The 22587-nt window shown below is 72.1% G+C and carries 20 protein-coding genes; 14 read left to right on the top strand and 6 right to left on the bottom strand.

Translation table 11 applies throughout. The annotated features are described in order from the left end of the window. The first annotated feature begins 57 nt into the window (after positions 1-57). Both ACFZB3_RS34880 and ACFZB3_RS34885 read left to right on the top strand, forming a co-directional pair. Positions 58-1209, top strand: a complete 1152-nt coding sequence (locus ACFZB3_RS34880; protein WP_391382644.1) for an ROK family protein — start codon at positions 58-60, stop codon at positions 1207-1209. A gap of 212 nt (positions 1210-1421) precedes the next feature. Then, a complete protein-coding gene (locus ACFZB3_RS34885) occupies positions 1422-2015 on the top strand; it encodes a hypothetical protein (protein ID WP_391382646.1) in 594 nt (197 codons plus the stop codon). A 154-nt stretch (positions 2016-2169) separates the two neighbouring features. Here ACFZB3_RS34885 and ACFZB3_RS34890 read toward each other — a convergent pair whose 3' ends face one another. Both ACFZB3_RS34890 and ACFZB3_RS34895 read right to left on the bottom strand, forming a co-directional pair. Continuing rightward, on the bottom strand, positions 2170-3036 hold the full coding sequence (locus ACFZB3_RS34890) for a GNAT family N-acetyltransferase (RefSeq protein ID WP_391382648.1): 867 nt from the start codon (positions 3034-3036) through the stop codon (positions 2170-2172). Positions 3037-3297: 261 nt separating this feature from the next. After that, complete coding sequence (locus ACFZB3_RS34895) at positions 3298-4227, bottom strand: phosphotransferase (protein WP_391382650.1); 930 nt, start codon at positions 4225-4227, stop codon at positions 3298-3300. A 254-nt stretch (positions 4228-4481) separates the two neighbouring features. Here ACFZB3_RS34895 and ACFZB3_RS34900 point away from each other — a divergent pair, with 254 nt between their 5' ends. Continuing rightward, positions 4482-4949, top strand: a complete 468-nt coding sequence (locus ACFZB3_RS34900) for a VOC family protein (protein WP_391382652.1) — start codon at positions 4482-4484, stop codon at positions 4947-4949. A gap of 118 nt (positions 4950-5067) precedes the next feature. Next, positions 5068-6054, top strand: a complete 987-nt coding sequence (locus tag ACFZB3_RS34905; RefSeq protein WP_391382654.1) for a nitronate monooxygenase — start codon at positions 5068-5070, stop codon at positions 6052-6054. 75 nt (positions 6055-6129) lie between these two features. Here ACFZB3_RS34905 and ACFZB3_RS34910 read toward each other — a convergent pair whose 3' ends face one another. Beyond that, complete coding sequence (locus ACFZB3_RS34910; RefSeq protein ID WP_391382657.1) at positions 6130-6747, bottom strand: TetR family transcriptional regulator; 618 nt, start codon at positions 6745-6747, stop codon at positions 6130-6132. Between the two features lie 316 nt (positions 6748-7063). Here ACFZB3_RS34910 and ACFZB3_RS34915 point away from each other — a divergent pair, with 316 nt between their 5' ends. The 3 genes from ACFZB3_RS34915 (at position 7064) to ACFZB3_RS34925 (ending at position 12735) form a co-directional block, all read left to right on the top strand. Beyond that, positions 7064-8500 carry an aldehyde dehydrogenase family protein gene (locus ACFZB3_RS34915; protein WP_391382660.1) on the top strand — a complete coding sequence of 479 codons (1437 nt, stop codon included), beginning with the start codon at positions 7064-7066 and terminating at the stop codon, positions 8498-8500. A gap of 36 nt (positions 8501-8536) precedes the next feature. Beyond that, positions 8537-10150, top strand: coding sequence for a GMC family oxidoreductase N-terminal domain-containing protein (locus ACFZB3_RS34920; RefSeq protein WP_391382662.1), 1614 nt, complete (start codon positions 8537-8539; stop codon positions 10148-10150). Positions 10151-10506: 356 nt separating this feature from the next. Continuing rightward, positions 10507-12735, top strand: coding sequence for an efflux RND transporter permease subunit (locus ACFZB3_RS34925; protein ID WP_391382664.1), 2229 nt, complete (start codon positions 10507-10509; stop codon positions 12733-12735). Positions 12736-12868: 133 nt separating this feature from the next. On the opposite strand, the gene ACFZB3_RS34930 is transcribed toward ACFZB3_RS34925, so the two are convergent. Both ACFZB3_RS34930 and ACFZB3_RS34935 read right to left on the bottom strand, forming a co-directional pair. After that, positions 12869-13522: a response regulator gene (locus ACFZB3_RS34930; protein WP_391382667.1), complete on the bottom strand. Its 654-nt coding sequence runs from the start codon at positions 13520-13522 to the stop codon at positions 12869-12871. Then, entirely contained in the window at positions 13510-14661 is a 1152-nt protein-coding gene (locus ACFZB3_RS34935) for a histidine kinase (protein WP_391382669.1), read from the bottom strand. Before ACFZB3_RS34935 ends, ACFZB3_RS34930 begins: the two co-directional genes overlap by 13 nt. A gap of 493 nt (positions 14662-15154) precedes the next feature. On the opposite strand from ACFZB3_RS34935, the gene mftR reads away from it, so the two are divergent. Next, positions 15155-15718 (top strand): mycofactocin system transcriptional regulator, encoded by a 564-nt coding sequence (gene mftR, locus ACFZB3_RS34940; RefSeq protein WP_391382671.1) that lies wholly within the window; start codon positions 15155-15157, stop codon positions 15716-15718. A gap of 22 nt (positions 15719-15740) precedes the next feature. Here the strand turns inward: mftR and mftG are convergent, their stop codons facing one another. Next, entirely contained in the window at positions 15741-17285 is a 1545-nt protein-coding gene (gene mftG / locus ACFZB3_RS34945) for a mycofactocin system GMC family oxidoreductase MftG (RefSeq protein ID WP_391382673.1), read from the bottom strand. Positions 17286-17453: 168 nt separating this feature from the next. On the opposite strand from mftG, the gene mftA reads away from it, so the two are divergent. From mftA to mftF, 6 genes are read left to right on the top strand one after another with little or no spacing between them, the layout of a single operon-like run. Then, positions 17454-17591, top strand: a complete 138-nt coding sequence (gene mftA, locus ACFZB3_RS34950; protein ID WP_391382675.1) for a mycofactocin precursor MftA — start codon at positions 17454-17456, stop codon at positions 17589-17591. Positions 17592-17601: 10 nt separating this feature from the next. Further along, a complete protein-coding gene (gene mftB, locus ACFZB3_RS34955; RefSeq protein ID WP_391382677.1) occupies positions 17602-17877 on the top strand; it encodes a mycofactocin biosynthesis chaperone MftB in 276 nt (91 codons plus the stop codon). Further along, complete coding sequence (gene mftC / locus ACFZB3_RS34960) at positions 17874-19082, top strand: mycofactocin radical SAM maturase (protein WP_391382680.1); 1209 nt, start codon at positions 17874-17876, stop codon at positions 19080-19082. Before mftB ends, mftC begins: the two co-directional genes overlap by 4 nt. After that, complete coding sequence (gene mftD / locus ACFZB3_RS34965) at positions 19075-20298, top strand: pre-mycofactocin synthase MftD (RefSeq protein WP_391382683.1); 1224 nt, start codon at positions 19075-19077, stop codon at positions 20296-20298. Before mftC ends, mftD begins: the two co-directional genes overlap by 8 nt. A 17-nt stretch (positions 20299-20315) precedes the next feature. Continuing rightward, the gene (gene mftE, locus ACFZB3_RS34970; RefSeq protein ID WP_391382685.1) at positions 20316-21125 is read left to right on the top strand and encodes a mycofactocin biosynthesis peptidyl-dipeptidase MftE; all 810 of its coding nucleotides are present in this window, start codon (positions 20316-20318) and stop codon (positions 21123-21125) included. Beyond that, on the top strand, positions 21122-22507 hold the full coding sequence (gene mftF, locus ACFZB3_RS34975; protein WP_391382688.1) for a mycofactocin biosynthesis glycosyltransferase MftF: 1386 nt from the start codon (positions 21122-21124) through the stop codon (positions 22505-22507). Before mftE ends, mftF begins: the two co-directional genes overlap by 4 nt. The last annotated feature ends 80 nt before the right edge of the window (positions 22508-22587 follow it).

Below are 22587 nucleotides of genomic sequence, written 5' to 3' on the forward strand. Positions count from 1 at the left end.
CTCTGGAATTCCGTTCTTGGCAGACATAAATTGACGGCCTCGCAAGGGAGGTGACACGTGTCTCCACGTGACGAGGTCCTGTCCCATGTCCGGCGGCACGGGAGCGCGTCGCGCCCCGAACTGCAGACGGCGCTCGGCATGAGCCGGCCGGTGGTCGCGGCCGTCGTCCGCGACCTCCTCGCCGAGGAGCTGCTGACCGAGCACCGGGGGGAGAACGGCGGCGGCCGCGGGCGCCCCGGCCGCCGTCTTCGGCCGCGCTATCCGGCGGGCGCGGTCGTCGGAGTGGACGTCGGCCACCGGCATCTCACCGTCGCCGCGGCCACCCTCGACCTGACCGTGCGGGCCGAGCGGCGGGTGGCGATCGACGTGGACGCCCGGCCGACCGCGGCCCTGGACATCACGGCCGACATGATCCGGCAGACGGTCGAGGAGGTCCGGCTCACCGTCCACGGGCCCGTGAGCGCGTGCGTCGTCGGCATACCGGGGCCCCTGGACATGAGCAAACGGGCGATCGCCTCGCCCACCATCCTGTCCAGCTGGTCCGGGCTCGACCTGGCGGCCGAACTGGGCTCCCGGACGGCGCTGACGGTCTCCCTCGACAACGACGCGAACCTCGGAGCCCTCGCCGAACACCGGCACGGCGCCGCCGGCAACCGCGGCAACCTCATCTACGTCAAGGCGTCCGACGGCATCGGCGCGGGCCTCATCGTCCACGGGACCCCGGTCAGCGGCAGCTTCGGTGCCGCGGGCGAGATCGGGCACACCCAGGTGATCCCGGACGGGGACTGGTGCCGGTGCGGCAACCGCGGCTGCCTGGAGACCATCGTCTCGGTCCGCCAGGTGCTCCAGCAGGTCCAGCACTTCTACCCGGGCGACACCGACCTGCGGTCCCGGCTGCCGGAGATCGCCCACCACCCGGTGGCCCGGAAGATCTTCGCCGAGTCCGGCCGTACCCTCGGCCGCGTCCTGGCCAACCTGTGCGCACTCCTCGACCCCGCGGCCGTCATCATCGGCGGCGAGATGAGCCAGGCGGGCGAGGTGTTCGTCGACGGCGTGCGCGACTCGATCGAACGGCTCGCCCAGCCGGGCTTCGACAGCCGCGTCCTGGTCGCCGCGTCCGCCCTCGGCACCCGCGCGGAACTGATCGGGAGCCTCACGCTCGCCCGGGACATCGCCCTGGAAGGCGGAATCCGCCGAGCCCAGCACTGACCAGCGGCGGAAGGACCGACAGCCGCGGTCATTGCCGACGAGGTCGGTGACTCTGCCTGCAGGCCGATCGGGAGCGCGCCGTACCATCGAAGGGCGATCGACAGGTTTCACGGCGGGGTCTCTCGCCCACGCGTTGCCCGTGTGACCCGATCAGCAGTGCGGCCACCGACGGAGTTGCCCCGGGCCGGAGCTGATCTCAAGGACAGGCAAGGATGAGCGAGCAGAGCAACCCCACCGCCACGACAGGCACGACAGGTACGACAGGTACGACGGCCAAGGCACTCGCACCGGACGGTCCCACGCTGCGCCGCCGCCACCGACGGGCGGTAGGACAACTGGCCCTGTGCGTGTTCGTACTCGTCCCCTGGACCGTCTACCTGGCGGTTTCGTTGCCCGATCACTTCGAGGCCCGGTACTGGCCCATGGTGTGGGTGGGCTTCGACGTCATGCTGCTCGTGTCGCTGGCCGGGGCCGGGCTGGCGGTCTGGCTGAGACGGCAGGCCCTGGTTCCGCTGTCCTTCGTGGCAGCCACGCTCCTGGTCTGCGATGCGTGGTTCGACGTCTCCTTGAGCTGGGGGCGCGGCGACGTGTGGGGGAGCATAGCCTCGGCCGTGCTGGTGGAACTGCCGCTCGCTTTCGTGCTCGTCATGCGTGCGCGCCGGGTGCTGAAGGTCTCCGCCCGACTGGCCTGGCAGCGACTCGGACTGGCGGGCGAGCCTCCACCGCTGTACAAGATGCCGCTGTTCGTCACTCTGGCGTCCTCAGGCAGCGTCCCGTGGGACGTGAAGGGAGCCGAGGACGCCTGACGGCGACGCCGCGGCTTTCCTCGGGTCGGCGAGCCGTAGGCCTCGCTCATGCCCGAATCCGCGCGTTGGGCGAGCAGGCCGTGGCCGCCCTGAAGCAGTGGCGCCGTCCTGACCACCTGTCCCTTTGCGGCATCTCCTGGCGCTGCGCGCGCACCTACGATCGTGCGGGTTGGTTGGCGATCAGAAGGGTGCTGTGGGCAGGGCGGAAGCCCAGGCGTGAGTAGATGCGTGCGACGGCGTCCTCCGCGTAGGCGAGGAAGACGGTGCTGACCCCGTGGTCGCGAGCATGCCCGGCCAGCGCCGCCGTGACGGCGGCGGCCAGGCCCTGGCGGCGGGCGGTGGGCAGGGTGCCGATGCCGCCGATCTCGGTCGTGCCGTTCGCCGGGTGGTAGTGGCCGACGGCCAGGGGCGTGCCGTCCGGGGCGAGGGCGGCGAGGAGCGTCTTGTGCCCGGCGTGGATCGCGGGGCGCGTTGTTGCCACGGTGCCGTCCGCGACGAGCTGCTCGGCTGCCGCCGACAGTTCTTTACGGCCTGCCGAGCCGACCTCGGTGCCTTCTTCGGCGAAGGCCAGGCGAGGAAGGGCGAGTGCTGCGGGTAGTGCGGGGTCGTCGGCGCTCAGTGCGCGCAACGTTATGCCCGGGTGGACCGGCTGCGGGCCGACCTTGCGGTGCGGGTCCAGTGCCATCAGAGGCCGTTGCGCCACCGGCAGGCCGGCCGTCTCGATACAGGACCGCAGGCTCGGCGCCGCCTCGGCCAGCCACTCGAACGCCTCTGGTACACCGAGTTCGCGCTGCCGGGCCCGCACCCGTGCGATGTCGGCAGAGATGCCGTCCGCGACGCCGTCCACGGTGCCGTTTCCGATGGGCTGGGCGTGGCTGGGGCCGCCGTAGTACGGGGCACCCGGCTTCCCGCGCACGAACAGCCGTAGCGAACCGAACTCCTCGACGTCGGAGAACAGCGTCGGCACGGTGGCGTAGTACTCCTCGATACGATCACGCAACGAGTCACCCATGCGGCGCATCCCACCACGGACCGTTGCCGCACCGCATCCGAGATTCCCCGCCCGGCAACCACTCACGCCGCGGCGGAGGACGGTCGGGCCGCCGGGAATTGCCGGAACCCATGGAGACCTCGGCGCGCGGACGTACCCGGCCGCTCGGGGAACTCACCGCCGCGTACTGCTGCTTCGCACCGGCGCTACCGCCCACGTGCTCCCCGCGGTTGTGCGCGGGTTCGAGGTGACCGCGGTACGCGAGGTGCGCGGGGACGTGCAGGAGCCGCGCTAGCTCGCGGGAGCGGGCCGGCGCAAGGGGGATGCGAGGACACGGCCGAGCGCTGCCCGGCCTGCGGGTCCCCAGGCCGGCTTGCCGCCGGGAATGCCGCGCTGCCCGTTCTGGCCCATGAGGATGAGGAAGAGGCTCTTCATGGCGGCCAGCCCTCGGGCACGCCGGACGGTCGCCTCGTCCGCAGGTCCGTAGACCTCGAAGAAGCGTGAGCCCGCGCCCGCGGGAAGCAGCAGCCACGCGGCCGCGAGGTCCCACGCCGGATCTCCGGCGAACATGGCGTCGAAATCGATCACGCCCGAGAGCGTCCCGTCCGAGACGACGACATTCGCGGGATGGAGGTCACCGTGCAGCCACAGCGGCGGGCCCTCCCACGCGGGGGCCGCGGCGGCATCGTCCCAGACGTCCCGGACGGCCCGGACGTCGGCGGCAAGGCCGCCGGGGTCGATGGCGTGCAGGAAGTTCTCGAAGCCGTCCGTGCACTCCTTGGGGTGAGCGCCGCGGTCCGAACTGGCCGGCGCCTCGGCGGGCGCCTCCGCGTGGAGCGCCCTGAGGAAGCCCGCGAGAGTGTCGGCGGCATGGTCGCCGCGCGTGATCGGGGCGGAGTCGAGCGGCTCCCCGTGCACCCACGTCATGATGCTCCACGGCCTGGGAAAGCGCGCGGACGGTTCGCCGATCCGCACCGGCGTCGGGACCGGGAGCGGAAGACGCGGGGCCAGGACGGGCAGCCACCGGCACTCCTTGCGCAGGAGTTCCGGTGCGTCTTCCGTGCGCGGCATGCGCACGGCCAGCTCATCGCCAAGGCGCCACATCTGGTTGCCCCAGCCGCCCGCCACCTCGCGGACGGGCAGGTCTGCAAGGTCCGGATGCTGGTCCTTGAGGAGATCGTGCACCAGCTCTTCGGTGATCTCGATCGCGGAGTCGGTCATGCGAAGCGACAGTACGTGAGAGGGCCGCAGCGGGCACACGCTCTCCGAAATGCCCGCCGGACTGTCTGCCGGCGAGCGGTGTTGCCCTGGCGGACGAAAGTCCGCGGCCGGCGCCCAATTCCTGCACCAGGCTTTTATACGGCGCGCTGCGCCACCTCGGGACCTCATTAGTCCGCACCCGACCGCACGATAGGCTGAACCGTCTGGTTCATCGTGCCATCCCCTGATGGTTCAGCAGGATCGGAGTGATTGCGATGCCCATGCCGGCCCACCCGCCGAAGAACCCGTCAAGCCCCTTTTCCTCCTTCAGCGCTCACCATGTCGGCATCCGCGTTCCCGACTACGAAGCGGCGAAGGCCTGGTACACGGAGAAGCTGGACTTCCGGGTGCTCCAGGAGTGGCCCTACGGTGAGTTGAAGCTCGCGTACCTCTGCCCGCCCAACGACGACACCTTCCATGTGGAACTGCTGGCAGGACCCGTACCGTTCCCGAACGAGGTCCTCGACGACCTCGGAGTCAGCCTGCAGCACGGCGGCTACCAGCACATGTGTGTCCATGTCGACGACGTCGACGCGGCGCGTGCGGAGCTTGCCGGCCGTGGTGTCGACCTCGTCGGTGAACCTTTCGAGATCGAGGACATCAGCCGGCGGCTGGCGTTCTTCCGTGACCCGTGGGGCAACATGATCGAACTGTCGCAGAAGCTGCCCGGCGCTGGTTCCTGATCAGCCGCATCACATTCCCATGCGCGCATACGGCCCAAGCTCCCGAGCTTTTTCTCCGTGCGGGCGAGACGGCGCGCTTCTCGCGGCCCGGACTGGTTGTATTCGCTAGCGTCTGCTCATGTTGCGTACGAGATTCACCGACATGTTCGGCATCACCTACCCGGTGATGGCGGCCCCGATGAGCCTGCACAGCGGCGGCACACTCGCCGCCGCGGTCTCCGCGGCCGGCGGGCTCGGTTCCTTCGGAGGGACACATCCGTGGAAAGGGCCTGACTGGATCCGTGCGGAGATCGCGGCCATCCGCGCCAGGACCCGCCTCCCGTTCGGAATCGGCTTCATCACGCCGTTCCTCCCCTTCACGGAACCGCATTTCGAGGCTGCCCTTGAAGAGCGGCCGGACGTCGTCGCGCTGTCCTTCGCCGACCCGCAGCCGTGGCTCGCTCGTGCCAAGGTCGCGGGAGCCCGGGTGATGTGCCAGGTGCAGAACTACGACGACGCCCGGGCGGCCGTCGCCGCGGGTGCCGATGTCCTCGTGGCGCAGGGCACCGAGGCCGGTGGCCACACCGGGACGATGGGTCTCCTGCCGTTTCTGGCCGGCATCGTGAGGCGCTACCCCGACGTCCCCGTGCTGGCCGCCGGGGGCATCGGCGACGGCCGCACCCTCGCCGCCGTCCTCACCGCCGGGGCGGACGGAGCCTGGCTGGGCACGGCGTTCCTCGCCACACCTGAAGCGATCGAGGTCCACGACGCCCACAAGCGCCTGATCGTCGAGAGCGACGGCGGCGACACCGTATGGACGCGGGCCTACGACATCGTGTCGGGGCTGCCGTGGCCGGCTGCGATCGGTGAACGGGTCCGCCGCAACCGGTTCACCGACGAGTGGGCGGAGCGCGAGGCGACGCTGCGGGACCGCAGGGAGGAATTCGCGGCCCCGAAGGACGTCAGTCCGGCCGAGGGCCCGCCCGACCCCGACACGAGCGCGATTCTCTACGGCCAGTCGGCGGCCTTCGTCGACGCCGTCCGTCCTGCCGCGGAGGTGGTCCGGACGATCGCCGAAGAGGCCGAAGCCATCCTGGCCTCACGGCCCCGCTCGCTGCTGAGCTGACGACCGGCCCCCGGCCCCGGATGATCGGAGCCAAGGAGCCAAGGAGCCAAGGAGTTGCTGACGGTGGCGACTCCGTCATTCTCGTGATGCCGACGGCGCGTGCTCGGTGATCGCCTCGAACAGGAGGAGGCCCTGGTCCACCAGTTCCTCCCGCGAGATGCCCAGCTCCCCGTTGAACCAGCTCAGCAGCATCTCGCTCACCGCGCCCACGACGGCCACGGACTGGGTGGCGGGGTCGATCCGGGGATCATGAAGCCCTTCCCTCAGGAGGGAGTCCACGAGGCCGCTCATACGCCGCAGGCCCAGGCGCCGTTCGCGCGCGGTGAGCGGGCCGGCGCCCAGGGATTCCGCGAGTTTGACGCGCCCTTTTCTCGGATCCTCCAGAGAGAGGCCGACGACGGCGTCGATGACGTTCCGGGCACGTTCGCGCAGCGGCTGTTCGGTGGCGACTGCGTCGGCGCACCGGACGATCTGCTCCTCGTAGATGTCTCTCATGAGCGCTGCCATGAGGTCGTCGAGGGACCTGAAGCTCTCCGCGAAGTACCTGTCCTTCAGCCCGGCGTGGCGGAGTACGGCACGGACGGAGGTGTGGGCGTATCCGCGGCTGGAGAAGAGTTCGAGGCCGCTTTCCATCAGGCGCCGACGGCGGAGCGACGCGCGCTCTTCGGCCGTGGCTCCGCCATATGTCCTCATGAGATGCCACCTCTCCTTGAGGCGTCTCGATTCACATTCCTCGCATCTGGTGACAGATTACCCCAGATGGGTGTAACGTCACATTCATTCAGTCGTGAACCGTGAAAGCGCTCCCGAGAGCCGGTGGGTACCGGGCGTCAGGGGCGTCGCCGAGGTGGTCCGCCCGCAGGTCTGCGCGCGAGGCTGCCGTGCAGGTAAGCCATGACCGGAAGCGGCCTGCGTACCGCGCCGGGCGCCCTTGTGCCCGCTGGTCATTCACGTATCGAACACCACGGAGTGCCGTGGTCCCAGGGCCATGCCGTGGGGAGAGTTCACCATGGATCCCAACCATCTGTTCATCGGCGGGCGCTGGGTGCCCACGTCCGGTGACCGTTTCATCGATGTCGTATCCGCGAGTACCGGCGATCCTCTCGGTGCCGTGCCGGACGGTTCCCGGGGCGACATCGACCGGGCGGTCGGAGCCGCTCGTGCCGCATTCGACGCACCGGCCGGATGGGCCTCCTGGGGCCCTGCACGCCGTGCGGCCGCCATGATCCGTCTCGCGGACGCGCTCGACGCCAGGAGAGAGGCGACATCCACCGCCGTCAGCGCGCAGAACGGCATGCCGATCACTGTCGCGCGCTCCTTCGAAGGCGTGGTGCCCTCGGCTCTGCTGCGCTACTACGCGGCGCTGGCCGACAGCATGACGTCCGAGGAACTGCGCACCGGACTGCCCCGCGGCACCACCCTGGTCCGCCGGGAACCCGCAGGCGTCGTAGCCGCCGTCATGACCTGGAACTTCCCTCAGACCATCGCCTTCTTCAAGGCGGCCCCGGCGCTGGCGGCCGGCTGCGCACTCGTCCTCAAGCCCGCTCCGGAGACGGTCCTCGACTCGGTGCTGCTGGCGGAGGCGGTCGAGGAGGCGGGCCTTCCCGACGGCGTGATCAACATCGTTCCGGGCGGTCGCGGGACCGGCGCGTATCTGGTCTCCCATCCTGGCGTGGACAAGGTGTCCTTCACCGGTTCCACCAGAGCGGGACGCCAGGTGGCCGCCGTCTGCGCCGAGTTGCTGCGGCCGGTGACCCTGGAACTGGGAGGCAGGTCCGCCGCCGTCGTCCTCGACGACGCCGACCTCGCCGCGAACGCGGAGCAGTTCTTCACGGCCAGTCTGCTGAACAACGGTCAGACCTGTTACGCGAGTGCCAGGATCCTGGCCCCCCGTGGCAGGTATGGGGAGGTGGTCGAGTTCTGTACGGCGATGGCCCACGACGCCGTCGTCGGTGACGCACTCGACCCCGGCACCACCGTCGGCCCTCTGGTCAGCGAGCACCAGCGCGAACGGGTCCTCGGTCACATCAAGACCGGGCTCGACGAAGGGGCTCGGCTCACCACCGGAGGAGGCCGGCCACCAGGCCTCGACCGGGGCTGGTTCGTCGAACCCACCGTGTTCGCGGACGTTGGCAACTCGTCGACCATCGCGCAGGAGGAGATCTTCGGCCCGGTCCTCACGATCACGCCCTACGACGGCGAGGACGAGGCGGTACGCCTGGCGAACGAGTCGGCCTACGGCCTCGCCGGCACCGTATGGACCACGGACGTGGAGCACGGCGCCCGGGTGGCCCGCCGACTGCGGACCGGCACCGTCGGGCTCAACGGCTACCTTCCCGACCTCGGTTCCCCCTACGGGGGCAGGAAGGCCAGCGGACTCGGCAGCGAACTGGGGCCCGAGGGGCTCCAGGCGTACCAGCAGTTCCAGTCGATCTACCACCCTTGATGCCACGACGGAAACCCGCCGGGCGAGGACACCACCATGAATCCCACCGGAACCGAAGGGTTCGACTACGTCATCGTGGGCGCCGGCAGTGCCGGTTGCGTCCTCGCGGACCGCCTGAGCCGTGACGAGCGCGTCCGCGTGCTGCTCCTCGAAGCGGGCGGCCCCGACACCGACGAACTCCTCCACATCCCGGCCGCGCTCGGAATGCTCTTCGGCTCGCACGCCGACTGGAGCTACCGGACGGTCGAGCAGCCCCGGCCGGGCCGCACCTTCTCCTGGCCCCGGGGCAGGACACTGGGCGGCTCGTCCGCCACCAACGTCATGATCTACACCCGGGGCAACCGGCACGACTACGACGGCTGGCGTGACGAGCACGGGGCGCGAGGCTGGGGCTACGACGACGTCCTGCCCTACTTCGTGAAGGCCGAGTCGAATGACCGCCTCGGCGCGCCCTACCACGGTTCGGACGGCCCCCTGCACGTCGAGGACCGCGTCTACACCCACGAGCTCTCACGTTCCTGGCTGGACGCCGCCGTGGCATGGGGACTGGCCCGCAACGACGACTTCGCGGGCGCGTCCCCGGCCGGCGCCGGCCTGTACCAGGTGACGTGCCATCACGGCCGGCGGTGGTCCACGGCCGACGCCTATCTGCGCCCGGCCCTCGGCCGGCCCAATCTCACGGTGCGCACCGGCACCCTGGCCACGAAGATCACCCTCGACGGCTCACGCGCGGCCGGCGTCACCTTTCTCCGGGACGGACAGGAGCAGACGGCCCACGCCGACGGGGAGATCCTGCTCAGCGGAGGATCCGTCAACTCGCCCCAGCTGCTGCTCCTGTCGGGCATAGGCGATCCCGACGAGCTGCACGACGTGGGCATCGACGTCCGGATCCCCCTGCCCGGGGTCGGGCGCAACCTGCAGGACCATCTGATGACTCCCGTGGTGTGGGAGACCCGGAACTCCACCGACATCGTCCGGGACCTGCTCACCCCGGACAACCTCGACCGGTGGCGCGCCCACGGCGACGGGCCGTTCGCCTCCAACTACGGCGAGGTCGGCGCGTTCCTCGACGTCACGGACGGCCGGAGCCGTCCCGACATCCAGCTGATGGGAGGGGCCACGGCACTCATCCTCAGCGGTGCGGAACACCCCGACCGCCCCGTGTTCACCATGAACTGCGTCCCCCTGCACCCGCAGACCCGCGGCACCGTCCGTCTCGCGTCGGCCGATCCTCAGGCCCCACCGCTGATCGATCCCCGGTACTTCGACGCGCCCGCGGACACCTCGCTCATGGTCGCCGGACTCAGAGCGGTCATGGAGATCGCCCACCGCGCACCCTTCGCCGACCACCTGGCACGGTCGTACCTGCCGGCCGGCGACGACCTGGACCGGCTGGACGACCTGGACGACACGGCTCTCGAAGAACACGTCCGCAGATGGAGTGCCACGGCCTACCACCCGGTGGGCACCTGCGCCATGGGAACCGGACACGACTCCGTCGTGAGTCCGGATCTGGAGGTCCACGGAGTCGAGCGGCTCCGTGTCGTCGACGCCTCGATCATGCCGACCGTCCCCGGCGGAAACACCAACGCACCCACGATCATGATCGCCGAGAGGGCGGCCGAACTGATCGGGGAGCGGCCTCGCTGAACCCGGCGTCACCGAAGCCCCGCCCGGTCAACCGCACGGTGGATTCGTCCGCCGAAGCCGCCTTCTGGCGCCTGCCGGACCGCGGTCACCGCCGCAGGACCACCGTCCCCGCCATCGCGGCGGCTGTTGCCGGGCAGGTCCGCGCCGTTCCGCCGATCCCCCCGGCGGTGTAGCGGGCTACACCCGGTACCGGGGAGAGCGCCCCCTCGTCGCGCCGGGTGGCGCGCGGAAGGCTGGCAAGCGGAGCCGGAGACCTCCCCGAACCCGCGCCGATCAGCGCGGTTTCCCTCGTGAAGAGGCGGTCCCCCCGGTCCACCGTCCTGTTCCGAACCCCTGATGCGGAGGCTCCCCCCGCCATGGCAACTGTCCTCTACCACCTGGGCCGTACGGCCTTCCGTTGGCGATGGCTCGTCACCTTCCTGTGGGTGGCGGTGCTGGGTGCCGTCGGATTCGCCGCCGCCAAGGCGCCCGCGGCCGCCGACGAGGGCTTCACCATGCCGGGGATCGAGTCGCAGAAGGCGTTCGACCTGCTGGAGGAGCGCTTCCCGGGCGCCGCCGCGGACGGGGCGAGTGCCCGGATCGTCTTCATCGCGCCGAACGGCGGGAAGGTGACGGCCACCGGCAACAAGAAAGCGATCGAGAGGCTCGTCGACGAGGCCCGCGACGGTACCCAGGTCTCCGCCGCGGTCGACCCCTTCCAGGCGAAGGCCGTCAGCAAGGACGGCAGGACCGCCTACGCGACCGTCTCCTTCGAGGCGAAGGCCGACGACCTGACCGACGCGAGCAAGCACCACCTGGAGCGGGCCGTCGACCAGGCCCGGGACGCGGGCCTGAGGGTCGAGGTCGGCGGCGACGCCCTCGCGACGCAGCCGGCCGCGGGCGGCAGCGCCGAGGCGATCGGCATCGCGGTCGCCGCCGTCGTACTGCTGATCACGTTCGGCTCACTGGCCGCCGCCGGTCTCCCGCTGCTCGCCGCGATCACCGGCGTCGCCGTCGGCATGACCGGGATCATGGCCCTGTCCGAGACCTTCGGCCTGTCGGAGAACACCGGCACCCTCGCCACCATGCTCGGCCTGGCCTGCGGCATCGACTACGCCCTGTTCGTCGTCTCCCGCTACCGGGAGGAGCGCGCCAAGGGCCACGCACCGCGAGAGGCCGCGGGCCTGGCGGTCGGTACGGCGGGCTCCGCGGTCGTCTTCGCCGGCCTCACCGTCGTCATCGCCCTGGCCGGTCTCTCGGTGGTCGGCATCCCGATGCTCACCAAGATGGGCCTGGCCGCCGCCGGCGCGGTGCTGGTCTCCGTGCTGATCTGCCTGACCCTGGTCCCGGCGGTCCTCGGATTCTGGCCGAACGCGGTGCTCTCGCGCGGTGCCCGCCGCAACTCGCGCCGTCACCGCAGGAAGCTGGCGAAGACCGAGAACGGCGGCTCTCGCTGGGCCAGGGCCGTCGTACGGTTCCCGCTGCCCGTGCTCCTGCTCTCCGTCGCGGGTCTCGGTGCCTGCGCGATACCGGTGACGGACCTCCAGCTCGGCATGCCCGGCGACGAGGCCAAGCCCACCTCCACCACCGAGCGGCGCGCCTACGACGCCCTCGCCGACGGCTTCGGCCCCGGTTTCAACGGACCTCTCACCATCGTCGTCGACGCGAAGGGGGCGGACGCGCCGAAGGCGGCCGTGGCGGCGGTCTCGAAGGACATCGCCGGCACCGACGGCGTGGTCTCGGTATCGCCGGCCCGGTTCAACGCGGCCGGGAACACCGCCGTGTTCGCCGCCACCCCGGCCACCAGCCCGACCGACGAGAAGACCAAGGACCTGGTCAAGACCATCCGCGACGAACGGCCCGGTATCGAGAGGGACACCGGGGTCTCCTTCGAGGTGACCGGCAAGACCGCGCTGGACATCGACGTCGCGGGGAAGGTGCAGGACTCGCTGATCCCCTACCTCGCGGTGGTCGTCGGTCTGGCCGTCGTACTCCTGCTGCTGGTGTTCCGCTCCCTGCTCGTGCCGCTCAAGGCCGCCTTCGGGTTCCTGCTCTCCGTCCTCGCGGCTCTCGGCGCCGTCGTCGCGGTCTTCCAGCAGGGCCACGGCGCCGCGCTGCTGGGTGTGGAGTCCACCGGTCCGATCATGAGCATGATGCCGATCTTCCTGGTGGGTATCGTCTTCGGCCTGGCCATGGACTACGAGGTGTTCCTCGTCTCCCGGATGCGCGAGGCCCACGTCCACGGCGAGGCGCCCAAGGACGCCGTGGTCTCCGGGTTCCGGCACAGCGCCCGGGTGGTCGTGGCCGCCGCGCTGATCATGATGGCGGTGTTCTCCGGGTTCATCGGCGCCGGCGAGTCGATGATCAAGATGATCGGCTTCGGGCTCGCGATCGCGGTCCTCTTCGACGCCTTCGTCGTCCGGATGGCGATCGTGCCGGCCGTCCTCGCCCTGCTCGGCGGCGCGGCCTGGTACCTCCCGAAGTGGCTGTCCCGGCTGTTGCCGGACATCGACGTGGAGGGCGAGAAGCTGAGCCGCAGGATGCCCGCCCCGACGGCACCGACGGCCGAGGAGGAGCACACGGCGGAGCCCGCCGCGGCTCACTGAGAACGGGGGAAGGGCCGTCCTGGCGGACGGCCCTTCCGCATACGCCGGAGCAGGTGCCGGGGTGGATGCAGGGGCAGGGGGAGAGGCCGCAGCCGGTGCGGCGCGAGGCAGGACCGGCCGCCCCCCGCCCCGGTCAGGCCTGTGGCGTGTGAGCGAGGTAGGCGAGGACGGCGAGTACCCGTCGGTGGCCGGTGTCGCCCGGTGGCAGGCCGAGTTTGAGGAAGACGTTGCCGATGTGCTTGTGGACCGCGCGTTCGGTGACGACGAGGGTGCCGGCGATGGTGGTGTTGTCGTGGCCCTGCGCCATCAGCGCCAGTACCTCGCGTTCGCGGGGGGTGAGGGAGTCGATCGGCGAGTCCTTGCGGCGGGTGAGGAGTTCGGTGACGACCTCGGGGTCCAGTGCGGTACCGCCGGCGGCGACCCGCTCCAGCGCGTCGAGGAACTCGTCGACCCGGCCGACCCGGTCCTTGAGGAGGTACCCGATCCCGCTGCTCCCGCCGGCCAGCAGCTCACTGGCGTAGGTCTCCTCCACGTACTGGGAGAGCACCAGCACCGGCAGTCCGGGGATCTTCTCCCGGGCCTCCAGTGCGGCCCGCAGTCCCTCGTCGCGGAAACTCGGGGGCATCCGCACGTCGAGCACGGCCACGTCCGGGCGGTGTTCCAGGAGTGCGGGCATGATCTCGGGCCCGCTGCCGGCGACGGCCACGACCTCGTGGCCGGCCGAGGTCAGCAGCAGGACCAGTCCCTCCCGCAGCAGGGCGTTGTCCTCGGCGATCACCACACGCACGGCAACTCCACTTCGATCACGGTCGGCCCCCCGACGGGGCTGGACACTTCCATGGTTCCGTCGAGCGCGGCGACCCGCCGCCGCAGCCCCAGCAGCCCCGAGCCGCGGGCCTCGTCGGCGCCGCCGCGCCCTTCGTCGCGCACCCGTACCCGCAGGCCGCGGCGGACCCGGGTGAGGCGGACCTCGGCACGGGACGCCCCGCTGTACTTGACGACGTTCGTCAGCGACTCCGCCACCGCGAAATACGCGGCCGCCTCCACCGCCGCGGGCGCCCGTACGCCCTCGTCCAGGCCCCCGTCGTCGACGGTCACCGCGACCGCGCTGCCTGCCGCCAGGGCCCGTACCGCGCCGGCCAGGCCGCGGTCGCTCAGGATCGGCGGATGGATGCCGCGTACGACCTGCCGCAGCTCCGTCAGCGCCTTCTCGGCCTGTTCCTGGGCCTCGTCGAGGAGCTGGAGGCCGGTGTCGCGGTCCCCGCCGTAGGCGCGCCGGGCGAGCCCGATGCGCATGGACAGGGCCACCAGCTGGGCCTGCGCCCCGTCGTGCAGGTCCCGCTCGATCCGGCGCAGCTCGGCCTCGTGCGCGGCGATCGCGTCGGCGCGGGTCGCGGCCAGTTCCCTGACCCGGGCCGAGAGCCGCGCCTGCGGGGACGGTTTGAGCAGCGCCGTCGACCAGTCGGCCTCCAGGTCCGCGAGCCGCACGATCAGCGGCAGGACGACCGCCCGGCGGCCCAGCAGCCCGCACCACAGGCCGTCGACGACGAGGCCCACCGGCCACAGCGGCACGGCGAGCGCGAGCAGGGCGCCGTAGAACCAGTACGCGACCAGCCAGCGGGCGTCGGTCCGGGTGCCGGGATCCCGCACGGCGACGACCACGCGTTCACGGACCGTCCCGGTCAGGGGCTGGTACGCCTCGGGGATCCGTACCCCGGTCCAGGTGGCGGTCAGGCTCCGCTTGGCGCCCGCGATCCGCCGGATCAGCAGCACCGTCTCCGGCAGCAGCCAGACACCGACGACCACCAGCGTGCCGACCGCGGTGATCAGCAGGACGGTGATGAAGATCCACGCTCCGAACGCCATTGCGGCCGCCGCGGAGAGATGGGCCGTGGCCCGTCCGGCGCGCCGCACCGTTTTCCACATGAAAGGAAGCTAAAGGATTTGCTTGACTTACGCAAATGGTCAACGGGTTGTGTCGTCGTGCCACGGGCTGTGTCGTCGTGCCGCCGGCCCGGAAGGCGGCGAGCCGCGTTCGGTGACGCAGGAGGACGCAGGAGGCAGGGCCGACCTGGAAGGTCGCCCACAGCCGGCCGGCGGGAACGGCTGCCGCGGCTTCCTCCTGGCGGACGGGCGGACGTCCTGCGGGACGGGCGGACGTCCTGGGGGGACGGATCGGACCACGACATCGAGCGGTCTGGGGCGGGAGCAACCGCATACGCTTCTCGCCGACGCCGGAGTCGTGCCGGCGCACCCGTCCAGCCGCCCGCTCGGCTGATGGGAGGATGTCGGCCGACGGCGCGGGGCGCGGGCTGCTCGCCGTTGCCGGTGGTCGTGGCGAAGGGGGGAACCGCGGATGGAGCCGTCACGGGGCGACACGGCGGTCCGCGCGGGACCCGCCCGGCCGGGACGGCCGCGCGTGACCTCGCGGAGCGCGCTCGAACGGCTGGGCTTCGAGCTGTTCGCCGAACGCGGCTTCGACGACACCACGGTCGACGACATCGCCGCCGCGGCGGGCATCGGCCGGCGTACCTTCTTCCGGTACTTCGCCTCCAAGAACGACCTCGTGTGGGGTGACTTCGAGGCGCAGCTGACCAGGCTCGAAGCCCTGCTGGCGGCGGCCGACCCGGACAAGCCGATGATGGACGCGCTGCGCGAGGCGGTCGTCGAGTTCAACCGGTTCGACCCGGCGGAGGTGCCCTGGCACCGGCAGCGCATGGCCCTCATCCTGCGCGTGCCGACGCTCCAGGCGGACTCGGCCGTGCGGTACGCGTCGTGGCGTGACCTCGTCACGGAGTTCGCCGCCCGGCGGCTGGGTCACCCCGCGTCCGGTCTGCTGCCCCGGCTGATCGGCGGCACCGTCCTGGCCGCGTGCATCACGGCGTACGAGCAGTGGCTGGCCGACGAGGACGCCGACCTGGGCGAACTGCTGGATCTGGCCGTGCGGCAACTCGCGGACGGATACCGGGACCTGCGCGGGTAGCCGCGCCCGCCACGGGCCCCGGTCAGGTCAGGCCGCGCCGCAGGGCGTCGGCGACCACCTCGCCGATGAGGACCGCGGTGGCCGCCGGGCCCCTGAGCGGCGGCGTCGGCAGGACGGACGTGTCCGCGACGCGCAGACCGGCGACACCGTGTACTCCGCCGTAGGCGTCGACGGCGGCCCGGGGGTCCTCGGCGGGGCCCATCGGAACCGTGCCGCACGTGTGGTGGGACGTGCCGAGGTGCCCGCGAATCCAGTCGTCGAGCAGCCGGTCGTCGCCCAGCGCCTCGGCCACCGGCTCCACGAGCCCGGCCGAGACCTCCGCGAAGCTGGCCGTACCGACCAACTCGGCCGTGACGCGGACCACTTCGCGCATCCGCCGCCGGTCCGCCGCCGTCGACAGGTAGCCGTAGTCGAAGTCCGGGGGCGTCGTGGGGTCGGCGGAACAGGTACGCATCCGGCCCGTCAGCCGGGGGGTCTGGACGGAGGCGAGGAACGCGAGCGGAGCGCCGGGCACGGATGCCCTGCCGCCGGTCAGCCCGGCCGGCGGCACGAGGGACTGCAGGACCTCCAGATCGCCCGGATGGGCTCCGTCCGACGAGGAGAGGTGCAGCACGCCGCCGAGCCAGGAACCCACGGGCTCCGGCAGCGGACGCCGGGGCACCCACTCCAGCACCACCTGAGGATGGTCGCCGAACCGCGCCCCGACGGCCGGCGCGTCCCTGACCACGGGGATGCCGAGCGACTCCAGGAGGCGGCGCGGCCCGACGCCCGACAGATGCAGCAGGTGCGGGGAGCGCAACGCCCCGGCGCAGAGCACGACCTGCCCGCCGGACACCGTCCTGCGGCTGCCGTGCCGTTCGACCACCACGCCGGTCGCACGACCCCGCTCGACGACGACCCGGAGGACCGTACTGTCCCCCTCCACCCGGAGGTTGGGCCGGCCGGCCGCGCCCAGCAGATAGCCGAGGCCCGTGTTGAGGCGGACCCCGTCCACGACGTTGCACGGCACCGGGCCGAAACCCGGTGCGCCCTGGGCGTTCTTGTCGGGTTCCGCAGGGAAGCCCAGCCGCCGGGCGGCCGCCCGGAACGCGACGGCGGCCGGATGGCCGAGGCCGGTGCGGCGGACGCACACCGGCCCGCGGTCTCCGTGCAGCTCGCCGCCGCCCTCGTCGAGGTCGGTCTCCAGCGCACGGAGGAACGGCAGCATCCGGCCGTACGACCAGGCCGGACCGCCCGCGGCCGACCAGCGGTCGAAGTCCTCCCGCCGGGCCCGGACGAAGTACCCGCCGTTGACGGTCGTCGAGCCGCCCAGAACGCGTCCTCTCACCACCGTGTACGGGCGTTCCCGTGCGAGCCGGACCGCGTACGGCTGGACGGCGGGGTGTCCCGGCTGTGCGCCGGGCACGAGCCGGGCGTCCAGCAACTCCGGTGCGAACGCCGTCGGACGGGACGGTACCGGGCCGGCCTCCAGCAGCAGCACCGTACGGTCGGCGTCCTCGCTGAGCCGTGCCGCGAGCACGGCGCCGCTGCCGCCGGCCCCGACCACGATGACGTCGGGACGCCTCACCGGTGCCCGCTCCGAAGCGAGGAGTGACGCGGCGTCAAGTACCCATGCGGTGCGGTGCCGGTCATCCGTGTCCTCTTCGAGGCTCCGCGTCTCCGGTGTCTTCACTTTCGGCACCCGGTGTCATTATTCTCGGGATGTCCGATGGAAGCGATGCCCAGGGAGAGTCGCATGAACGAGACGCGTGTCACGCCGCCCGTCCCGGCCAGTGAGATCCAGGACGACAGGACTCCGTCGGAAGGCTCGCTGATCGAAGCCGACGAGCTGATCGAGGAGGTCTCCATCGACGGCATGTGCGGCGTCTACTAGGCGCCGCAGGATGACCGCGATGGACCTCGACCGCGCCTGGGACCTGCATCCGCAGGTCTCGGTGCGACCGGAACCCTTCGGCGCGCTGCTCTACCACTTCGGCACCCGCAGGCTGTCGTTCCTCAAGGACCGGCGGCTGCTTGCCGTCGTCCAGGCACTCGAAGATGCACCCACGGCCCGCGCCGCCTGCCTGGCCGCGGGTCTCACGGAGGACGAACTGCCCCGCTACGGCAGGGCCCTCGCCGTACTCGCGCAGTCCTCGATGGTCGTCGGGAGGACCTCATGACCGCCACGTCCACGTCCCGGCTGGTCGACCTGTTCGAGCTCGGGCTCGCCGCGCCGATCTGCCTGACCTGGGAACTCACCTACGCCTGCAACCTGGCCTGCGCCCACTGCCTGTCCAGTTCCGGCCGCCGCGACCCGCGCGAGCTGAGCACCGCCGAGGCCAAGGCCGTCATCGACGAACTGGAGGCCATGCAGGTCTTCTACGTCAACATCGGCGGCGGCGAGCCCACCGTCCGCCCCGACTTCTGGGAGCTCCTCGACCACGCCACCGCCCACCACGTCGGCGTGAAGTTCTCCACCAACGGGGTCCGGATCACCCCCGAAGCCGCCGAGCGCCTCGCCCGCAACGACTACGTGGATGTCCAGATCTCGCTCGACGGCGCCACCGCCGACGTCAACGACGCGGTGCGCGGCCCGGGTTCGTACGCCACGGCCGTCAGGGCGCTGGAACACCTCGCCGCCGCCGGCCTGCGGAACTTCAAGATCTCCGTGGTCTGCACCCGGCACAACATCCCTCAGCTGGACGCCTTCAAGGCACTCGCCGACCGCTACGGCGCCCAGCTGCGGCTGACCCGGCTGCGTCCCTCCGGACGCGGCGCCGACGTCTGGGACGACCTGCACCCGACGGCCGCCCAGCAACGCGAGCTGTACGACTGGCTGCTGGCGCACGGCGAGAACGTGCTGACCGGCGACTCCTTCTTCCACCTGTCCGCCTACGGCCAGGCACTGCCGGGCCTCAACCTGTGTGGCGCCGGGCGTGTCGTCTGCCTGATCGACCCGGTCGGCGACGTCTACGCCTGCCCGTTCGCCCTCCACGACGAGTTCCTGGCCGGCAACGTTCGCGAGCCCGGCGGTTTTTCCGGTGTCTGGCGCGACTCGGAGCTGTTCCGGCGGCTGCGTACCCCGCAGCACGGCGGCGCCTGCGCGTCCTGCGCCTTCTACGACACCTGCAAGGGCGGCTGCATGGCCGCGAAGTTCTTCACCGGGCTGCCCCTGGACGGACCGGACCCCGAGTGCGTGCAGGGGTACGGCGCGGAACGGCTCGTCCAGCGGGACACGGCCCGGCTGCCCAAGCCGTCCGGCGACCACTCGCGGGGCCCCGTGGACCTGGTGCTCACCCGCCGTCCTCCGGTCGGCGAGTGCGCCGGGAGCCCCCTGGCCGGGCTGGACCCGACACCCACCGGAAAGGGCCGGACACATGGCTAGGAACCCCTGGTTCGAGACGGTCGCCGAGGCCCGGCGCAGGGCGAAGCGGCGGCTGCCCGGCCCGGTCTACGGCGCGCTCGTCGCGGGCTCGGAACGCGGCCGCACCAGCGACGCCAACACGGAGGCCTTCGCCGAACTGGGCTTCGCGCCGCGCGTCGTGGGCCACCACGCGGAGCGCGACCTGTCCACGACGGTCCTCGGCGTGCCCACCGCGCTCCCCGTGCTCATCTCACCGACCGGGGTACAGGCCGTCGACCCGGACGGGGAGGTGGCCGTGGCCCGGGCCGCCGCGAACCGCGGGGTGATCATGGGGCTCAGCTCGTTCGCGAGCAAGCCGGTGGAGGAAGTGGCCGACGCGCAGCCGGACTTCTTCTTCCAGCTGTACTGGAGCGGCACCCGCGACACCATGGTGCAGCGCATGGACCGGGCCAGGGCCGCCGGTGCCAGGGCGCTCATCGTCACCCTCGACTGGTCGTTCTCGCACGGCCGCGACTGGGGCAGCCCCGCCATCCCGGACAAGCTCGACCTCAGGACCATGCTGCGGTTCGCCCCCGACGTCCTGCCCCGGCCCGGCTGGCTGTGGCGGTACGCCAGGTCCGGCCGCGTCCCCGACCTCACCGTCCCCAACCTGACCACTCCCGGCGGCGCGGCACCGACCTTCTTCGGCGCCTACGGCGAGTGGATGCGGACCCCACCGCCCACCTGGGACGACCTCGCCTGGCTGCGTCAGGAGTGGGGCGGCCCCTTCCTCCTCAAGGGCGTCTCCCGCGTGGACGACGCCAGGCGGGCGGTGGACGCCGGCGTCTCGGCGCTGTCCGTGTCCAACCACGGCGGCAACAACCTGGACACCACCCCGGCCACCATCCGGCTGCTGCCCGCGATCGCGGAAGCCGTCGGCGACCGGGTCGAGGTCCTGCTGGACGGCGGCGTCCGCCGCGGCGGCGACGTGGCCAAGGCACTCGCCCTCGGCGCCCGCGCCGTCCTGATCGGCCGCGCCTACCTGTGGGGCCTCGCGGCGAACGGGCAGGCCGGTGTCGAGAACGTGCTGGACATCCTCCGCGGCGGACTGGACTCGGCCGTCCTCGGCCTCGGCCACTCCTCCGTGCACGAACTGGACCCCGGCGACCTGGCGATACCGCCCGGCTTCCGGCTGACCCTGGGCAGCGAGGAGCCTCCGGCAGCCCGGGGCGCCGACGCCGGCCCCGCGGCCGCCTGAGCATGCCGGGGAAAGACGTGGACAGAAACGCCACGCCGTCCGCCCTCGCCGACGCCGTGTGGCCTGCCGTGCCCTCCGGCGCGCTCGTCCTGGTCCCGGTCGGGTCCACCGAGCAGCACGGTCCGCATCTGCCGCTCGACACCGACACCGTCGTCGCCCGCGCCGTCGCCCGGCACACGGCCGACGCCCTCGCCGACGGCCCGTACGGCCCGACGCTGGTGGCGCCGGCCCTGCCCTACGGCGCGAGCGGCGAGCACGCCGGCTTCCCCGGGACCGTCTCGATCGGGCACGAGGCGCTGCACGCGGTCGTCGTGGAACTGGCACGCTCGCTGTCCCTGTGGGCGAGCCGGATCGTGTTCGTCAACGGCCACGGCGGCAACACGGCCACCCTGGACGGCGCTCTCGCCCTGCTGCGCACCGAGGGCCACGACGCCGTCTGGACCGCCTGCGAGCCGCCGGGCGGCGACGCGCACGCCGGCCGTACGGAGACCTCCCTGCTGCTGCACCTGGAACCCGCACGCGTCCGCCTCGACGCCGCCGTCGCCGGCGACACCCGCCCCCTGCGCGTACTCCTGCCGGAGCTGATGGCCCGAGGCGTTCGCGCGGTCTCCGCCACCGGCGTACTCGGCGACCCGGCCGGTGCCACGGCCGACGAAGGACGGCGGACGATGGCCGCCATGGTCTCCGCCACGCTCCGCGCCGTCACCGCGTGGACCCCCGACACCCGGGGCCGTCTCACCGACCCCACGGCGGGTTCGCCGCTGACGCAGTCCGCCGCGTCGAATGCGTCGAATGCGTCGAATGCCTTGAAAGGCTTGCGCCGATGACGCTCCCCCGCGGATTCGTCGTGGAGCTGGACCGGCACACGCTGGTGGTCGACGGTGGTCGGGCGCTGCTCGGCGGGTTTCCGACGCGGCTGCTCAAGCTGACTCCGCGAGCGCGGCGGCTGCTGACCGGGCGGACGCTCGTCGTGCGGGACGCGGCCGGGGCGCTGCTCGCGGACCGGCTGGTGGAGACGGGCATGGCGCATCCCGTCGTCGGCTCGCTCCCGGCGCCCGCGGATCCCCGGTACACGGTGGTCGTGCCGGTCCGTGACCGTCCGCGTCAACTGGACCGCCTGCTGCGGAGCATGAGCCCGGGCCGACCGGTGATCGTGGTCGACGACGCCTCCCGGCAGCCGGCCGCGGTGGCCGCGGTAGCGGCCCGGCACGGCGCGCGCCTGATCGTCCTCGCCGCCAACGTCGGGCCCGCCGGGGCGCGCAACGCCGGTCTGCGACTGGTCACCACGCCGTACGTGGTCTTCGCCGACTCCGACATCGTCCTGGACCCCGACACGGTCCCCACCCTGCTCCGGCACTTCGCCGACCCCCGGGTGGCGATGGCCGTACCCCGCATCACCGGGCTGCCCGCCCCGGCCAGGACCTGGATCGAACGGTACGAGAACTCCCGCTCCTCGCTCGACCTCGGCGCGCATCCGGCCCCGGTACGGCCCGGCACCCCCGTCTCCTGGGCCTCCTCGGCCTGCGTGGTGGCCCGGGTCGACGCGCTGGGGGAGGGCTTCGACGCCGGCATGCGGGTCGGGGAGGACGTCGACCTGTGCTGGCGGCTGGTGGCGGCGGGGCGCCGGGTGCGCTACGAACCCGCCGTCCGGGCCGCCCACGAGCACCGGGTCCGCCTGGGCGACTGGCTGCGGCGCAAGGCCGTCTACGGCACCGGGGCGCAGCCCCTCGCCGAACGCCACCCGGAGTCCGTCGCCCCCGTCGTGTTCGCACCGTGGAGCACGGCGTTCGCCGCCGTGCTGCTGGCCGGGCGGCGCTGGTCGGGACCGGCCGCCGCGGCCCTCCTCGGTGCCGTCACCGTACGCATCGCCCGCAAACTCGACGGCACCGAGCACCCCTACCGGCTGGCCGTGCGGCTCACCGGCAACGGGGCCCTCGCCACCCTGTCCCAGACCTCCGCGCTGCTGACCCGCCACTGGTGGCCGCTGACGGCCGTCGGCTGTGCGCTCTCCGGCCGGGTGCGCCGCGCCGCCGCGGTCGCCGCCCTGGCCGACATCGCACTGGAGTACCGGCGCGATCAAGCCACTCTCGACCCGGTGCGCTACGGCGTCGCCCGCCGCCTCGACGACCTCGCCTACGGGGCCGGCGTGTGGTTCGCCGCCCTCCGGGCCCGCTCCGGTGCCGCGCTGCGGCCCCGCGTGACCCGCTGAGACGGCCCAGTCCCGGTCAGCGGAAAGTGCCCGGCCGCCGTTCGTCCCCTGCCCCGACACTGAGACATCCCGCCGCCGGC

The sequence above is a fragment of the Streptomyces sp. NPDC008092 genome (genome assembly GCF_042957285.1).
Lineage (GTDB): Bacteria > Actinomycetota > Actinomycetes > Streptomycetales > Streptomycetaceae > Streptomyces.

Bases quoted from the DNA above. Each gene is read 5' to 3' on its own strand.
- ACFZB3_RS34885 (WP_391382646.1), top strand. From the start codon at position 1,422: ATGAGCGAGCAGAGCAACCCCACCGCCACGACAGGCACGACAGGTACG.
- ACFZB3_RS34890 (WP_391382648.1), bottom strand. From the start codon at position 3,036: ATGCGCCGCATGGGTGACTCGTTGCGTGATCGTATCGAGGAGTACTAC.
- ACFZB3_RS34895 (WP_391382650.1), bottom strand. From the start codon at position 4,227: ATGACCGACTCCGCGATCGAGATCACCGAAGAGCTGGTGCACGATCTC.
- ACFZB3_RS34900 (WP_391382652.1), top strand. From the start codon at position 4,482: ATGCCCATGCCGGCCCACCCGCCGAAGAACCCGTCAAGCCCCTTTTCC.
- ACFZB3_RS34905 (WP_391382654.1), top strand. From the start codon at position 5,068: ATGTTGCGTACGAGATTCACCGACATGTTCGGCATCACCTACCCGGTG.
- ACFZB3_RS34910 (WP_391382657.1), bottom strand. From the start codon at position 6,747: ATGAGGACATATGGCGGAGCCACGGCCGAAGAGCGCGCGTCGCTCCGC.
- ACFZB3_RS34915 (WP_391382660.1), top strand. From the start codon at position 7,064: ATGGATCCCAACCATCTGTTCATCGGCGGGCGCTGGGTGCCCACGTCC.
- ACFZB3_RS34920 (WP_391382662.1), top strand. From the start codon at position 8,537: ATGAATCCCACCGGAACCGAAGGGTTCGACTACGTCATCGTGGGCGCC.
- ACFZB3_RS34925 (WP_391382664.1), top strand. From the start codon at position 10,507: ATGGCAACTGTCCTCTACCACCTGGGCCGTACGGCCTTCCGTTGGCGA.
- ACFZB3_RS34935 (WP_391382669.1), bottom strand. From the start codon at position 14,661: ATGTGGAAAACGGTGCGGCGCGCCGGACGGGCCACGGCCCATCTCTCC.
- mftA (WP_391382675.1), top strand. From the start codon at position 17,454: ATGAACGAGACGCGTGTCACGCCGCCCGTCCCGGCCAGTGAGATCCAG.
- mftB (WP_391382677.1), top strand. From the start codon at position 17,602: ATGACCGCGATGGACCTCGACCGCGCCTGGGACCTGCATCCGCAGGTC.
- mftC (WP_391382680.1), top strand. From the start codon at position 17,874: ATGACCGCCACGTCCACGTCCCGGCTGGTCGACCTGTTCGAGCTCGGG.
- mftD (WP_391382683.1), top strand. From the start codon at position 19,075: ATGGCTAGGAACCCCTGGTTCGAGACGGTCGCCGAGGCCCGGCGCAGG.
- mftF (WP_391382688.1), top strand. From the start codon at position 21,122: ATGACGCTCCCCCGCGGATTCGTCGTGGAGCTGGACCGGCACACGCTG.